Here is a 14933-nt window from a genome sequence, read left to right as displayed (position 1 = left end):
GCGGCCAAGGTGCTAAAATCGAAGACTCCCTTTGCCTGCCGACGTTCATCGCGACGCTAGGCCGCACCCGTCCACGCGCCGAGATCGTCCAGCGCCACGGCCTCGCCGTCGATACGCGCGGCCGCACGGGCGTCGGGATTTGCGCTCAGCGTCAGGCCATCGATCGTCAGGCCTCGCACGTGCCGCGCCCACAGGCCCCAGGCCGGCGGATCGCCGAACATCCGCGGCTCGGGATAGGCGTCCTCCAGCTGCGCCGGCTCGACGCCCGCCTCTCCCGCCCCGCCCAGGAAAGACAGGGTCAGGGTCTCCAGCCGCACGTCCTCGATCGGATGCTCGGCCAGGCCCGCCAGGATCACCGGCAGGTCGGCGAAAGCCCCTTCGCCGTGAAGGTTGCGCACGCTCACCCGCCGCAGCGCGCCGGGCCTGGTTCCCTCCGGCCCGCGCAGCCGCGCGCCCAGCCGCAGGAACAGCGGCGAACTGGTCATCTCCACCAGCCGCACGTTCTCGATCTCGACGTCCTCGATGGTCCCGCCGTCGACGGTTTCCAGGGCCAGCCCGCGCGAGCGCTCCAGCACGCAGTCCCGGATGCGGATGCGGCGGAAGTCGCCGTTGCTCTCGGTGCCGATCTTGATGCGGCCGGTCACCCGGTCCTGGTCGGGCGAGATTTGCTGCTCGCGCCCCAGCGTGCCGTCCAGCACCGTGCCCGGGTCAAAGCCCGAGACGTGGCAGCCAGTGATCTCGACATCCTGCGTCGGCAGCGCTTGCCCCAAGGCCATCGAGGCCTTGAGCACGATGGCGTCGTCGTTGGGCGTGTTGACCCGGCAGCCGGCGATGCGCACGCGCGTGCAGCCGTCGATGTCCAGACCGTCCCGGTTGGTGTCGACCAGCAGGTTTTCGATCGTCAGGTTCTCGCAACCCGTGGCCAGCACCGCGAAGTGCCCGCCCCGGACCAGCGTGAAGCCCGAGAGACGGACGTTCCGGCAGCGCTTCAGCCCGATCGCCTTGTTGCCCTGGCCGATCATCGCCGCCCGCTCGGGCACGAGCTCCGCCATCGCCTCGGCCGACAGCCCGACCATGCTCAGCGGAAACTCGCCCGCCTGCCGGCGCCAGCGCGAGCCCGGCCCCTCGCGGGTCAGGCCCTCGCCGTCGATGCGGCCGGGGCCTTCGATCGTCACGTCCTCCAGGTCCTCGCCCCAGACCAGGCTGTTGCGCCAGTAGCTGTGGCCGAAGTCCTGGTAGAGGTCGTGCGGATTGTCCTCCGGCGGGTCATAGGCCCCGCCGTGCCGCGCCGGATCGGCGGCGATAAGAACGCATCCCTCCTTCAGCTTCAGCGTCACCCCGCTGGCCAGCCTGATCGAGAAGCACAGATAGCGCCCCGCCGGCAGGCTCACGACCCCGCCGCCGGCCTTGGATGCGGCCGCAATGGCGGCGTTGATCGCGTCGGTGTCCAGCGCCTGCCCGTCGCCCTTCGCGCCGAAGGTCGTGACGTCGAGGATCACGTGTAGAGGCCGTGGCGGCGCAGGAACGGCGGCAGAAGCTGCGGCCAGCCCATGTCCATGCCCTGTGGACCGGTCACGCCGAAGCCGTGGCCGCCCTTCTCGAACATGTGCAGCTCGCTGGGCACGCCCGCGGCGCGCAGGGCCGAGTAGAGCAGCAGGGAATTGTCGGCCGGCACCACCTTGTCGTCGGCGGCGGTGGCGATGAAGGTCGGCGGCGTGTCGGCCGGCACGTCCAGCTCCAGCGAGGCGGCCCTGCGGCGCGCGTCCGAGGCGTCGCCCGCCAGCAGCTCCTTCATCGAGGCGCCGTGCGCGAACGGCGCCTGCATGGTCACCACCGGATAGAACAGCCCCGCCACCGACGGCCGGGAGGACAGCGTGTCGATGGCGTCGATCGGCGCGTAGGTGTCGCGCTTGAACTGGGTCGACAGCCGGCCGGCCAGATGCCCGCCCGCCGAGAAGCCCATCACGCCCACGCGCGCCGGATCCAGGCCCAGCTCGCCGGCCCGCGAGCGGATGATGCGGATGGCCCGCTGGGCGTCCTGCAGCGCCACGTCCGGCCCCGCCGCCCAGCCGTCGGCCGGCAGGCGGTAGATCATGACGAAGGCGGTGACGCCCTGGTCGGCGATCCACCTGTCGATCGCCCCGCCGGCCTTGCTGACCGCCACGCGCTTGTAGCCGCCGCCCGGGATCATCAGGATCGCAGCCCCGTTTGGCTTTTCCGGCCGCCGCATCATCAGCACCGGGTCGGTGATGTTGAGGAAGGCCGTGTCGTTGGGATCGCCGCCCGGGGTGCGCAGGATCACCTGCTCCCTGACGGTGACCTTCTCGCCGCCCGGGGCCTTGCCCGGCCAGATCGGACGGATCTCCAGGGACGGCTTCACGGCCGGAGTCGCCTGGGTGGACTGGGCCAGGGCCGGGCTGGCCGCGGTCGCGCCGGCCAGGGCCAGCAGGGAGCGACGGTCGATCATCGGATACCTCAGTTGCCGCGCAGGGCCGCGTTGCTGCGGGCCGCGCTGGGAGCCATGACGAAACTGTCGGGCGGCGTCGGCTTGCCCGGATCGAACCTCCCGGCGTCGGCCGCAAGATGGCGCGCCAGCTCCGGAACGCCCGCCCGGATCCCCTCCACGACGCACCGCGCAAGTTCGTAGGCGCCGTAGTTGTTGTGGTGGGTGATGTCCTTGCCGCCGTCCGCGAAGGCCTTGGGCGACTCCTTGGGGCCCAGCGCCTCGTAGAAGGCCTTGCTCATGGCCGCCAGGTCGATGACCGGCACGCCGAGCGCCTTGCCCACGGCCAGCACCGCGGCCGGATAGTCGCCGTGGGTGTTGATGATCCTGCCCGCCTCGTCGAACCGCCGGCGGTGCATCGAGGTCAGCAGCACGGGCGTGGCCTTCCGGCGCCGGAACTCGCCCACATAGGCCTTGAGATAGTCGCGATAGGTGCTGTCGGCCGCCACATAGGTCTGGGGCCAGTTTTCCTTCTGGTCGTTGTGGCCGAACTGGATCAGGGCGAAATCGCCGGCCCGCGTCTGGCTCAGCACCTTGTCCAGCCGATGCTCCATCAGGAACGACTTCATCGTCTCGCCGGACTCGGCATGACTGGCCACCGACACGGTCGGGGCGAAGAACCTGGGCAGCATCTGGCCCCAGCCGGCGGCCGGCTCGAACGGCTGGTCGGTGACGGTGGAGTCGCCCAGCAGGAAGACGCGCGGCACGCTGGCCGGCTCGATCGTCATCCGCGCCACCTTCGGGGCCGGACCGCAGAACTCGACGGTCAGCCTGTCGTCCCAGTTGGGCGTGCCCTTCTCGCGCGGATTGAGGATCACCTCGGTCCCGCCCGGGGCGTTCTTCGGCGGCGGCGGCAGGGCGGCGTTGCGGGTGTTGGCCACGAACACCACCTCGCGGCGCTCCTTGGCCTGGGTGCGGACCTGCTCGGCCGCCAGCCGGCGGGATTCGACCTTCACGGTCAGGTCTGCGCCGCCCTCGACCTCCAGCGTCACGCGCCAGTCGCCCTCGGGCACGGCGACCGAGAACGAGCGCCCCTGCCCCGGCTCGAAGCCATGGCCGCTGGCGGCGTCATACAGGCGATCGGCGGCGACGGGCGTGAAGCCCTCGCGCGGCTTGGCGGTGAAGTCGAACCTGCGGGCGGTCATCTGAGTCTCCAGCGCCGCGGCGGCGGTCGCGGGGGCCAGCAGCAGACCGGCCAGAACACTGCGTCGCCCAGGCTGCATCCTCGTCCGCCTCCCCCTTGGCCGCGCGATCCGCGACCGTCATTCTGGGCGCGACCATCCCGAAGAACGGGCGCGGACGCAAGATATTTCACATATCGCCACCACGAACCACGATGTGGGACTTAATCGCCATCCCATCCACAGGCTACCGCTAAACCCGGCTTGCGACGCAGTCGAGGCCCGACTATGTTCCGCGCCGCTTCTCACGGCCTTCCGTGTCGACAGCGGGCCGGTAGCTCAGTGGTAGAGCATTCGACTTTTAATCGAATGGTCCTGGGTTCGAATCCCAGCCGGCCCACCAAACTCTTCTCGAAAACCTGAACGAAATCAGCCCCGATCTGGATATCCAGCGGGGGATCGGCGTCGCCTCGTTCATCCAGGCGCCCAATCTAGGCCGTAGTCGGCCCGCAACCTCCGCGACCTCTTCGGCGGGCCGTTCGATTCGTGCGCGACACAGCGGATGACGATACGGCTCGTCGCGCGTTAGGGTCACGTCATGCGAAGCTTGCTCCTCCTCGCCGCCACGCTGCCGCTCCTGGCCGCCTGCGCCACCACGCGCCAGCCCGAGCCCCAGACGCAGGTCGAGGTCGAGAACCCCGACAAGATCCAGACCACCTCCGAGGCCAACAAGGACGGCCTGTCCGGGGCGGTCACCGCCCCGCTGCGCGACGTCAATCTTATGCGCACCAAGATCCCGCCCGTGCTGCTCGAGGCCATGCAGGACCCCTACGCCCGGCCCCAGCCCTCCAGCTGCGGCCAGCTGACGGCCCTGGTGAAGCCGCTCGACGCCGCCCTCGGCATCGACCTCGACCAGGTGCCGCCCGGCGAGGACGAGGACCTGATGGACCGGGGCCGCAAGGCCGCCGGCGACGCGGCCCTCGGCGCCATGGCCAGCGCCGCCCAGGACCTGATCCCCATGCGCGGCTGGGTCCGCAAGCTGTCGGGCGCCGAGAAGCACGACCGCCTCGTGCAGTCGGCCATGGCCGCCGGCGCCGTGCGCCGCGCCTATCTCAAGGGCCTGGGCGAGGCGCGCGGCTGCATGCCGCCAGCCACGCCCCAGCACCGCGGCGACCCCCAGCCCGAGCCGGAGGCCAAGAAGCGCCGCTTCCCGTTCCTGGGCGGCAAGGACGCGCCGCCGCCGCCGCCGCCAAAGCCCAAACCCTCGGTCGTAGGCCCCACGGTCGAGCCTATCCCCGACATTCACGCGCCGCCGGCCGCCGAAACGCCCGAAGCCGCCAAGGGCAAGCGCAAACCCGCCTACCCCATCACCCCGGTCCCCGCCGCCCCCGCCCCGTCCGGAACCCCGCAAGGCCCGAGCAGCGACTGATCGGCGGGCTCCAAAATCCTCCCCCTGAAGGGGGAGGTGGCCCGAAGGGCCGGAGGGGGAAGTGACCGCCGGGGTTGGGCCGCCCTCCGCCTCAAACCAATCTAAACCCGCCTTTCAAAGCCCTTCCCCCTCAATGGGGGAAGGGTTGGGATGGGGGTGATGCGGCCGTTCAATCCGCAAGGCCGCATCAGGACCGACCGCCGCAGCCACCCCCAACCCCGGCCCTTCCCCCATCAAGGGGGAAGGGAGAAGTCCGGACGGGGATAGAGCAGCGCGGATCCCCGGCGGATCGCGAAAACTCCTCAACCCAATCAACGCCCTACAACTTTCTCACTCAAATCCATCAGACGCGCTCAGGCCCGGGCCATAATCAAACCGTCCCCGCCATGGGGAGGGCTCTTGGTACCGGCCCAAGCGTGGCGAGGACCGCATCGAGCGGGGCCGCTTGGAGCGTCGTGGGAAGGCGGGTTTGCAGGAGCGCTCAGAAGGCGCAAATGGGCCGCCAAGCCGTCCATGACGTAACGAGCGGGTCGACAGGGCCGGGAACGTTCAAACCGGCCTAACAGGATCAGCCGAGGCCGCGCCGGATTACCGCGGGGCTGTCGATCCTGCCCGTCCGAGGGCTAGCCGGGCCAACGGTTGAAAGAGACCTACGCCCCCGGTCCTTCGAGCCAATGATGCGGCGGAGCGGTCGACGAAGCCGAAACGCTAAACAAACCCACGGTCTCCGGGCTCCGCCCGGCCGCTCCGCGCCTCCCCGAACTAACGCGCTATCGCGCGGGAGACTGCGAAGTCGCGCCCAAAGATCCTCCCCCTGAAGGGGGAGGTGGCCCAAAGGGCCGGAGGGGGAAGTTCCTGATGCGCCCAGCACATCCCCGACGCCGCAATCACTTCCCCCTCAGTCGCTCCGCGACAGCTCCCCCTTCAGGGGGAGCGTCTTGGGGGACCTCAGTTGCTGATGCCGCCCCAGACCGCCTTCGCCGCGCTGACGAACGCCTTGGCCGCCGCGCTCTCCGGCGCGGCCAGCACCACCGGACGGCCCGCATCACCCGCCTCGCGCACGCCCATCTCGATCGGAACCTGGGCCAGAACCGGGGTCCCTAGGGCCTGGGCCTCGGCCACGCCGCCGCCCGAGCCGAAGATCGGGATCGGGGCGCCCGTCGCCGGATCGGCGAAGAAGGCCATGTTCTCGACGAGGCCCAGGATCGGGGTGGCGGTCTTGGCGAACATCGCCGCGGCCCGGCGGGCGTCGATCAGGGCGATCTCCTGCGGGGTGGTGACCAGCACCACGCCGTCGATCCGCAGCTTCTGCACCAGGGTCAGGTGGATGTCGCCGGTGCCCGGCGGCAGGTCGACGACCAGCACGTCCAGCGGCTCGGCTTCAGAGCCCCAGGCCACGTCGTGGATCAGCTGGCGCACCGCCGACGAAGCCATCGGCCCACGCCAGATCATCGCCCGCCCCTCGTCGACCATGAAGCCGATCGACATCAGCTTCACGCCGTGCGCCTGCATCGGCAGCAGCTTCTTGTCCTCGAAGGTCGGCTCGCCCTCGACGCCCATCATCCGCGGGGCGGAGGGGCCATAGATGTCGGCGTCCAGCAAGCCGACCTTGAGGCCCAGGCCCGCCAGGGCGCAGGCCAGGTTGGTCGAGACCGTCGACTTGCCCACCCCGCCCTTGCCCGAGGCGACGGCGATGACGTGCCGCACGTGAGCGGGCTTCTCCGAGGCCGGCGGCGGGCCGACCTGGGCCTGCGGGTCGTCGGCGACCCGGGCGCCCTTGCGCACCCGCGTGGTCTCGGCCGGCGCCTGGGCGGTCAGCACCACCTGGGCGCGGGTGATCCCGGGGAGCGCGGCCAGCGCCTTCTCGGCCGCCTCGCGCACCGGCCCGTAGCCGCCGACGCGCGCGGCGGGAACCTCCAGCACGAAACCGGCCTTGCCCTCGCGCACCACCAGACCCTGCACCAGACCGGCCTTCACCAGGCCAAGGCCGGTGGCCGGATCCTCGATCAGATCGAGGGCCGCGCGGGCGTCTTCGGGGGTCGTCGGGGAACTTGCGGTCACGTCTTTGTCTTGCCTTGTCGTGCGGGGGTCCTCATATCCGCGTACGGGGGGGCTTTTACAACCCCGCCATCCGCAAGAACGAGCGACGGGAAGATAGCGCCGCCCATGCCCTGGAACGACAACGCCGGCCCCGGCCCCTGGGGTTCTCCCCCGCCGGGCGACGACAAGAACGACGGCGGGCGCAGGTCCGATCCTGGCCGCCGCCCCTCCTCGGGCCCGCCCGGCGTTCCGCCGCCTCCGATCGACCTCAACGACCTGATCGAGCGCATCAGCGCCCGCCTGCGCGAGACCTTCGGCGGCCCGGGCCGCGGCAAGGCCTTCATGCTGGGCGGCGGCGCGGTCGTCGGCCTCTGGCTGCTGACCGGGACCTATGTCGTCCAGCCCAACGAGCAGGGCGTGGTCAGCACCTTCGGCGCCTACAGCCGCACCAGCGATCCGGGCCTGAACTATCACCTGCCCTGGCCGATCGAGACCGTGCAGCGCGAGCCCGTCACCTCGATCCAGACCCTCGACATCGGCGGCGTGCCCGGCGCAGAGGTCGAGGCCGAGCGCCTGATGCTGACCGGCGACGAGAACATCGTCGACCTGTCGTTCACCGTGCAGTGGCGCGTGTCCGACGCCCGCAAGTACGTGTTCAACGTGCGCGAGCCCAACGCCGTCCTCAAGGACGTGGCCGAAAGCGCCATGCGCGAAGTGGTCGGCAAGACCGCCCTCACCCCGATCCTCACCAACGGCCGCGGCCAGGTCGAGGCCCAGACCCGCCAGCTGATGCAGCAGGTGCTCGATCGCTACGACATCGGCGTCTACATCGAGGGCGTCCGCATCCAGGTGGCCAACGCCCCCGCGCCGGTCGTCGACGCCTTCCGCGACGTGCAGCGCGCGGCCCAGAACGCCCAGTCGAACGCCAACGTCGCCCGCGGCGAGGCCGCCCAGGTGATCCAGCAGGCCAAGGGCTATCGCGAGAAGGTGGTGCGTGAGGCCGCCGGCGACGCGGCCCGCTTCAACCAGGTCTACGACCAGTACAAGCTGGCGCCGGCGGTCACCCGCGAGCGTCTCTACATTGAGACGATGCAGCGCGTGCTGGCCAACTCCAACAAGGTGATCGTCGACAGCAAGGGCGCCAACGCCCCGGTGATCCTGCCGTCGGACACCTTCCGCTCCAAGGCCGCCGCCGCGCCGGTCGTCCCCGCCGCCCCAGCCGCCACCGACGGAGCCGCCCGATGAGCCGTCCCGCCAACACGCCCCTGATCGCCGCCGGCGTCGCCGCGGTGGGCGCCCTGATCCTGGTCGCCACCACCGTCTACAAGGTCGACCAGCGCCAGCAGGCCCTGGTGGTGCGCTTCGGCGACCCGGTGGCCGTGGTCACCAGTCCGGGCCTGCACCTGAAGTCGCCGATCGACAACGTGCTGCGCTTCGACAAGCGCAACATCGACCTGGCCGCCAACCAGGAGGAAGTCACCGCCGCCGACCAGCAGAAGCTGGTGGTCGACGCCTTCGTCCGCTATCGCATCTCCGACACGCGCCAGTTCTTCCGGGCGCTGGGCAGCGAGCGAGTGGCCAAGGATCGCCTGGACCGCATCGTCAACGCCGCCCTGCGCGAGCAGATCGGCCGCGCCGATTCCGGCGACGTGATCGCCGGCAAGCGGGCCCAGATCATGGCCGCGATCCGCGACGAGGTGGCCCGCCAGGTCAAGGCCTCGGACCTTGGCATCCAGATCATCGACGTGCGCATCAAGCGCGCCGACCTGCCCGAGCCCAACCAGCAGGCCGTCTACGAGCGGATGCAGACCGCCCGCAAGCAGGAGGCCGCCGAACTGCGCGCCATCGGCGAGCAGCAGCGCCAGGAGATCGTCGCCACCGCCTATGAGGAGGCCGAAAAGATCCGAGGCGAAGCCGACGCCCAGCGCGCCCAGCTCTTCGCCTCCAGCTTCGGCCGCGACCCGTCCTTCGCCGCCTTCTACCGCTCGATGCAGGCCTACGAGCAATCGCTGGGCCGGGGCGACGCCACCTTCGTCCTGTCGCCCGACAGCGCCTTCTTCAAGTATTTCGAGAAGGGACCGGCGGGCTGAGCCAGATCCTCCCCCTGAAGGGGGAGGTGGCCCGAAGGGCCGGAGGGGGAAGTTCCTGATGAGGTCTGTGCGCCGCCAAGGCAACAGTCCCTTCCCCCTCAGTCGCTTCGCGACAGCTCCCCCTTCAGGGGGAGCATCTGGGTCACCCCGCCCGCTTCAGCAGGTCCAGCACCACGTGCAGGCTGTCGGCGATGTGGACGCACTTCTCGTGCATCTCCTCGGTCGGATCGAGGATGTCGGGCACCATGATGGTCATCATCCCGGCCCCGTGCGCCGCGCGGACGCCGGGATGGGAATCCTCCAGCGCCAGGCAGGCCAGCGGGTCGACGCCCAGTCGCTCGGCGGCCAGCAGGTAGGGATCCGGATGCGGCTTGTGGCGGGTGACGTCGTGGTGGGCGACCACTGCGTGGAACCGGGGAAGAAGATCGAAGCGGCCGAGATACCGCTCCACCGCCGGCAGGCCGTTGGAGGTGGCGATGGCCCGGGGCAGGCGCAGCTCATCCAGGTGGTCGAGGATTTCCTGCACGCCGTCCTTCAGCCGGATCTCGGCCTGCAGCAGCAGTTCGACGTCGGTCCACAGCCGCTCGAAGAACGGCTTCACAGGGAAGTCCTCGCCGTAGAGGTCGCGCAGCATCACCGCGCACTCGGGATTCGTCTTGCCGACCATCGAGGCGTAGGTCGCCGCCGTGACCGGCACGCCGAAGGCCTGGCCCGCGTCGATCATCGCCGCGCGATAGACGGTCTCGGTGTCGAGCAGCAGGCCGTCCATGTCGAAGACCACCGCCTCGACACGCCGGGGGAAGCTCACTGGGCGAACTCCTCGAAGCGATAGCCCTGGAAGTAGAGCAGCGCCGTCAGGTCGGCGTGGTCGACCTTGGCGTCGGCCTGCGCCGCGACGATCGGCTTGGCGCGATAGGCGACGCCCAGGCCCGCGGCCTCGATCATCGCCAGGTCGTTGGCTCCATCGCCCACGGCCAGGGCGTCAGCCGGGGTCAGGCCCAGGGCGGCGGTCTCCTCGTTCAGGGCGGCCAGCTTGGTCTCCTTGCCGAGGATCGGGTCGCCGACCTCGCCCGTCAGGGCCGCGTCGAGCTCGATCAGGGTGTTGGCGCGGTTCAGGTGGAAGCCGGCGGCCTCGGCCACCCGGCTGGTGAAGAAGGTGAAGCCGCCCGACACCAGGGCGCAGCGGGCGCCGTGGGCCGCCATGGTCTTGACCAGGGTCTCCGCGCCGGGATTGAGCCGCACGCGCTCGTCGAAGCAGGTCTGCAGCGCCGAGGTCGAAAGACCCTTCAGCATGCCGACCCGCTCGCGCAGGGCGCCCTCGAAGGCCAGTTCGCCGCGCATGGCGCGCTCGGTGATCTCGGAGACCTGGGCCTTCACGCCGGCGAAGTCGGCCAGTTCGTCCAGGCACTCGACGTTGATGATCGTCGAATCCATGTCGGCGATCAGCAGGCGCTTCCTGCGATTTTCGACAGGCTGGATGGCGAAGTCGACCGGCCTGTCGCCAATGGCGGCGATCACCTGCTCGCGGACGGCGGCTGCGTCGTCCTCGAAGGTCACGTCGATCGCGTTCGGCCCCAGCGGAACGATCTGGCCCAGCGACAGAGCCGCGGCGAGGGTTTCGGCCTCCGGGCCGACGAGGGTCAGGACGTGCATGGCGGGGCGGCTAAGCCAGTCGCCCCCCGCCGTCAACCCGCATTAATTCGGGCTGATGCCCGTGCAGCGCTGCAAGAGCGCCATGGCGGCCCGCTTGCCGGCGGCCTCGTTGCTCTCGCCCGGCTCGGGCTTGACGCTTTCGAACAGGAAACCGAGGCCGTCTTCGTAGACCTTGGTCGGCTTCACGCCCTGCTCGGCGCCGTCCTCGAAGGCCTCGTCCATCATCATGCGGCCCTTGGCCCCGAACGCTTCCAGCATGAACTGCGCGCCGCGCCCGTCATTGCCCTTCTGGGCGAAGAGCTGCGGATAGCTGGTCGCCACCTTGCCGAGGATCACCAGCACCGCGCCGCAGCCGGCCTTTTCGCGCGAGGTCAGCTCGGCCGGCGCGGGCGTCGCCTGGACGGCGGGCGGCGGCGTCTTGGCCTTGGCGGTCTCGGTGGTGGCCGCATGGACGGATCCGGCCGTCAGGAAGGCGACCATCGTCGCCGCGATCATGTATGTACGCTTCATGGACCGTGACGCCCCCCACGCAACCGTCGAAACGCCCTTTGCCCCCGACTCGCGCGTCTGGATGATCGCCGGCCCCACCGCCAGCGGCAAGTCGGCCTACGCCCTGGACCTGGCCGAGCGCACCGGCGCCGAGATCGTCAACGCCGACTCGATGCAGATCTATGCGGGCCTGCGGGTACTGACCGCCGCGCCCTCGCCCGAGGAGGAAGCTCGCGCCCCGCACCACCTGTTCGGCGTCGCCGATGCGGCCGAAGGCTGGTCGGTCGGACGCTGGCAAACGGCGGCGGTCAAGGCGCTGCACGACATCGCCGCTCGCGGCCGCCCGGCCATCGTGGTCGGCGGCACGGGCCTCTATTTCCGCGCCCTGACCCAAGGACTGGCCGACGTGCCGCCGGTGTCCGAAAGCCAGCGCGAGATCTCGGGCCTGCTCTACGCCGCCCAGGGCGAAGCGGCCTTTCGCGACCTGCTGCGCCCCCTCGACCCCGCCGCCGAGGCTCGGATCGAAAGCGGCGACCGCCAGCGCCTGGTCCGCGCCCACGCCGTCGCCGTCGCCACCGGCCGCGCCCTCTCCGACTGGCAGGCCGACACCCGGCCCGCGCTGCAGCCCGGCGAGTGGAGCGGCCTGGTCCTGGATCCTCCCCGCGCCGAACTGTACGACCGCTGCGACGCGCGCCTCGGCGTCATGGTCGAGAACGGCGCGCTGGAGGAGGTCGCGGCGATGGAGGCGCGGGGCCTGGATCACGCTCTGCCCGCCCTCAAGGCCGTGGGCTATCGCGAGCTGGCCGCCCACCTGCGCGGCGAAACCTCGCTGGAACAAGCCCTCAACGCCGCCCGCCAGGAGACCCGGCGCTACGCCAAGCGCCAGCTCACCTGGTTCCGGAACCAGACGCCTGACTGGACCAGAGCCGCTCCCCGTTGAAGTTCCGCAAAGCCCCGTGGCGTCGACACTCACCATCGCACGCCCGTCGCGCCAACTGTTTCCCGCTTTCCAGCCCGAGCCTTCACATGACTGAACTCGCCCGTCTCGCCGCCGCCGTTGGCCAACGCCTTATCGAACGGGAAGAAACCGTCGCCGTGGCCGAATGCTCGGCCGGCGGCCTGATCTCGTCAGCGCTGCTGGCAGTACCGGGCGCATCGAAGTTCTATGTCGGCGGCGCTGTCGTCTACACCGCTCGGGCGCGCCTCACCCTGCTGGACATCCCGCAGAAGGCGATGGACGGGCTTCGCTCCGCCAGCGAGCCCTATGCGCTGCTGCTGGCTCGCGTGGCCGGCAAGAACCTGAAGGCGACCTGGGGCCTGTCGGAAACCGGTGCGGCCGGTCCTGAGGGCAATCGATATGGCGACGCTGTCGGCCATTGCTGTGTGGCCGCCGTGAGCACGACGCGCGAGGTCAGTCTTACCGTCGAGACCGGGATCGAGGACCGCGAGACCAACATGCGACGCTTCGCCGAGCAAGCTCTTGCCTTGCTGCTGGAAACCTTGGGCTGAAACTGGCGCATGGACGTCCGTGGCCGCCGCGCCACGGGTCGTTTCTTGCGTCAAACCGCGCCTTGACGCCCCTTCACGAGCATGGCATTCCCCGATCATCCATTTGGAGCAACACTCGTGCGCACCACCATGATCGTACTTATGGAGCGGCCGTTCACGGCGTGACCTCGAAGTCACGTTGCTAGATCGGTCGCGCGCACAAAGGTCCTTCGGGGCCTTTTTTCTTTTCCGCCGCCTCCAAAGCCCAGCTTTCACGTCCATCCGGGACTTCCGCCATGACCGCCCACCAGACCATCGAGAGCAACGCTCCCGCAGACTCCGCGAACCGCGCCATGACCGGCGCCGAGATCGTGGTCCGCGGCCTCGTCGATCAAGGCGTCGAGGTTCTGTTCGGCTATCCTGGCGGCGCGGTCCTGCCGATCTACGACGCGCTCTTCCACGAGCCGCGCCTGCAGCACATTCTCGTTCGCCACGAGCAGGGCGCGACCCACGCGGCCGAAGGTTACGCGCGCTCCTCAGGCAAGCCGGGCGTCGTCCTTGTGACCTCGGGTCCGGGTGCGACCAACGCCATCACCGGCATCATGGACGCCCTGATGGATTCGATCCCGATGGTCGTCATCACCGGCCAGGTCCCGACCCACCTGATCGGCACCGACGCCTTCCAGGAAGCCGACACCGTCGGCATGACCCGCTCGTGCACCAAGCATAACTACCTGGTCAAAGACGTCCGCGATCTGCCGCAGATCATCCACGAGGCCTTCAAGATCGCCACTACCGGCCGTCCAGGCCCGGTGCTGATCGACATCCCCAAGGACGTTCAGTTCGCCAAGGGCGAATACTACGGCCCCACCGAAGTCGCCTCGAGCCACGCCTATTCGCCGCGCACCAAGGGCGACGCGGGCCGCATCGCCGAAGCCGCCAGGATGATCGCGAACGCCCGCCGCCCGATCTTCTACACCGGCGGCGGCGTCATCAACGCCGGCCCCAAGGCCAGCCAGGCGCTGCGCGAGTTCGCCGCCCTGACCGGCGCACCGGTCACCTCGACCCTGATGGGCCTGGGAGCCTTCCCGGCGGCCGATCCGGCGTGGCTGGGCATGCTGGGCATGCACGGCACGTTCGAAGCCAACAACGCCATGCACGACTGCGACGTGATGATCTGCGTCGGCGCCCGCTTCGACGACCGCGTCACCGGACGCCTCGACGCCTTCTCGCCGGGCAGCAAGAAGATCCACATCGACATCGACGCCTCGTCGATCAACAAGAACGTCCGCGTCGACCTGCCGATCGTCGGCGACGCCGGCAGCGTCCTGGAAGACCTGATCGAGGCCTGGAAAACCGCCGGCCATCAGCCCAACAAGGCCGCCCTGACCGACTGGTGGACCCAGATCGACGCCTGGCGCGCCCGCCAGTGCCTCGCCTACAAGCGCTCGGACACCGTCATCAAGCCGCAGTACGCCATCCAGCGCCTGTACGAACTGTCCAAGGACAAGGACGTCTACATCACCACCGAAGTCGGCCAGCACCAGATGTGGGCCGCGCAGTTCTTCCGCTTCGAGGAGCCGAACCGCTGGATGACCTCCGGGGGCCTGGGCACCATGGGCTACGGCCTGCCCGCCGCCCTGGGCGTGCAACTGGCCCACCCCAAGAGCCTGGTCGTCGACATCGCCGGCGAGGCCTCGATCCAGATGTGCATCCAGGAGCTGTCGACCGCGATCCAGTTCGACCTGCCGGTCAAGATCTTCATCCTGAACAACGAATGGATGGGCATGGTCCGCCAGTGGCAGCAGCTGCTGCACGGCGAGCGCTACAGCCATTCCTATTCAGACAGCCTGCCCGACTTCGTGAAGCTGGCCGAAGCCTATGGCGCGGTCGGCATCCGCTGCTCGGATCCGGCCGAGCTGGACGCCAAGATCCTGGAGATGATCAACAGCGACAAGCCGGTGATCTTCGACTGCCGCGTCGAGAAGCACGAGAACTGCCTGCCGATGATCCCCTCGGGCAAGGCCCACAACGAGATGATCATGGGCGAGGTCGAGGACATCGGGAACGTCATCGGCGAAGAGGGCGCGGGCCTGGTCTGATCGGTCTCGCCCTTAGCC

The 14933-nt window shown here is 69.7% G+C and carries 14 protein-coding genes and 1 tRNA gene; 8 read left to right on the top strand and 7 right to left on the bottom strand.

Features of this window, described 5'->3' with window-relative positions; genetic code table 11:
* Positions 1-56: 56 nt before the first annotated feature.
* The 3 genes from DDF67_RS02255 to DDF67_RS02245 are packed head-to-tail and all read right to left on the bottom strand — an operon-like array spanning position 57 to position 3726.
* Positions 57-1499: a rhamnogalacturonidase gene (locus tag DDF67_RS02255; protein WP_109099339.1), complete on the bottom strand. Its 1443-nt coding sequence runs from the start codon at positions 1497-1499 to the stop codon at positions 57-59.
* The gene (locus tag DDF67_RS02250; protein WP_109099338.1) at positions 1496-2467 is read right to left on the bottom strand and encodes an alpha/beta hydrolase; all 972 of its coding nucleotides are present in this window, start codon (positions 2465-2467) and stop codon (positions 1496-1498) included. The genes DDF67_RS02255 and DDF67_RS02250 overlap by 4 nt, the downstream gene beginning before the upstream one ends.
* Positions 2468-2475: 8 nt before the next feature.
* Complete coding sequence (locus tag DDF67_RS02245) at positions 2476-3726, bottom strand: rhamnogalacturonan acetylesterase (RefSeq protein WP_109099337.1); 1251 nt, start codon at positions 3724-3726, stop codon at positions 2476-2478.
* A gap of 226 nt (positions 3727-3952) precedes the next feature.
* Here DDF67_RS02245 and DDF67_RS02240 point away from each other — a divergent pair.
* Positions 3953-4027, top strand: a tRNA-Lys gene (locus DDF67_RS02240).
* A 195-nt stretch (positions 4028-4222) separates the two neighbouring features.
* Positions 4223-5053 carry a hypothetical protein gene (locus DDF67_RS02235; RefSeq protein WP_233247506.1) on the top strand — a complete coding sequence of 277 codons (831 nt, stop codon included), beginning with the start codon at positions 4223-4225 and terminating at the stop codon, positions 5051-5053.
* 948 nt (positions 5054-6001) lie between these two features.
* Here DDF67_RS02235 and DDF67_RS02230 read toward each other — a convergent pair.
* Entirely contained in the window at positions 6002-7114 is a 1113-nt protein-coding gene (locus DDF67_RS02230) for an Mrp/NBP35 family ATP-binding protein (RefSeq protein WP_109099336.1), read from the bottom strand.
* Positions 7115-7219: 105 nt separating this feature from the next.
* Between DDF67_RS02230 and hflK the strand changes: the two genes are divergently transcribed.
* Both hflK and hflC read left to right on the top strand, forming a co-directional pair.
* Entirely contained in the window at positions 7220-8338 is a 1119-nt protein-coding gene (gene hflK / locus DDF67_RS02225; RefSeq protein ID WP_109099335.1) for an FtsH protease activity modulator HflK, read from the top strand.
* Complete coding sequence (hflC, locus tag DDF67_RS02220) at positions 8335-9183, top strand: protease modulator HflC (RefSeq protein ID WP_109099334.1); 849 nt, start codon at positions 8335-8337, stop codon at positions 9181-9183. The genes hflK and hflC overlap by 4 nt, the downstream gene beginning before the upstream one ends.
* A gap of 142 nt (positions 9184-9325) precedes the next feature.
* On the opposite strand, the gene DDF67_RS02215 is transcribed toward hflC, so the two are convergent.
* The 3 genes from DDF67_RS02215 to DDF67_RS02205 are packed head-to-tail and all read right to left on the bottom strand — an operon-like array spanning position 9326 to position 11346.
* Positions 9326-9991, bottom strand: a complete 666-nt coding sequence (locus DDF67_RS02215) for an HAD family hydrolase (protein WP_109099333.1) — start codon at positions 9989-9991, stop codon at positions 9326-9328.
* Entirely contained in the window at positions 9988-10836 is an 849-nt protein-coding gene (gene serB, locus DDF67_RS02210; RefSeq protein ID WP_233247505.1) for a phosphoserine phosphatase SerB, read from the bottom strand. Before serB ends, DDF67_RS02215 begins: the two co-directional genes overlap by 4 nt.
* 42 nt (positions 10837-10878) lie before the next feature.
* Complete coding sequence (locus DDF67_RS02205; protein WP_146197931.1) at positions 10879-11346, bottom strand: hypothetical protein; 468 nt, start codon at positions 11344-11346, stop codon at positions 10879-10881.
* A gap of 61 nt (positions 11347-11407) precedes the next feature.
* On the opposite strand from DDF67_RS02205, the gene miaA reads away from it, so the two are divergent.
* The 4 genes from miaA (at position 11408) to DDF67_RS02190 (ending at position 14915) form a co-directional block, all read left to right on the top strand.
* The gene (gene miaA, locus DDF67_RS02200) at positions 11408-12265 is read left to right on the top strand and encodes a tRNA (adenosine(37)-N6)-dimethylallyltransferase MiaA (protein WP_408608563.1); all 858 of its coding nucleotides are present in this window, start codon (positions 11408-11410) and stop codon (positions 12263-12265) included.
* Positions 12266-12351: 86 nt separating this feature from the next.
* Positions 12352-12834, top strand: a complete 483-nt coding sequence (locus tag DDF67_RS02195) for a CinA family protein (protein ID WP_109099330.1) — start codon at positions 12352-12354, stop codon at positions 12832-12834.
* Between the two features lie 117 nt (positions 12835-12951).
* Positions 12952-12999 (top strand): hypothetical protein, encoded by a 48-nt coding sequence (locus tag DDF67_RS26360; RefSeq protein ID WP_370444040.1) that lies wholly within the window; start codon positions 12952-12954, stop codon positions 12997-12999.
* 110 nt (positions 13000-13109) lie between these two features.
* A complete protein-coding gene (locus DDF67_RS02190) occupies positions 13110-14915 on the top strand; it encodes an acetolactate synthase 3 large subunit (RefSeq protein WP_109099329.1) in 1806 nt (601 codons plus the stop codon).
* The last annotated feature ends 18 nt before the right edge of the window (positions 14916-14933 follow it).

The organism is Caulobacter endophyticus (genome assembly GCF_003116815.1).
Lineage (GTDB): Bacteria > Pseudomonadota > Alphaproteobacteria > Caulobacterales > Caulobacteraceae > Caulobacter > Caulobacter endophyticus.
Note: the sequence above shows the minus strand (reverse complement) of the source record. Positions and strands in the feature narration are given on the sequence as shown.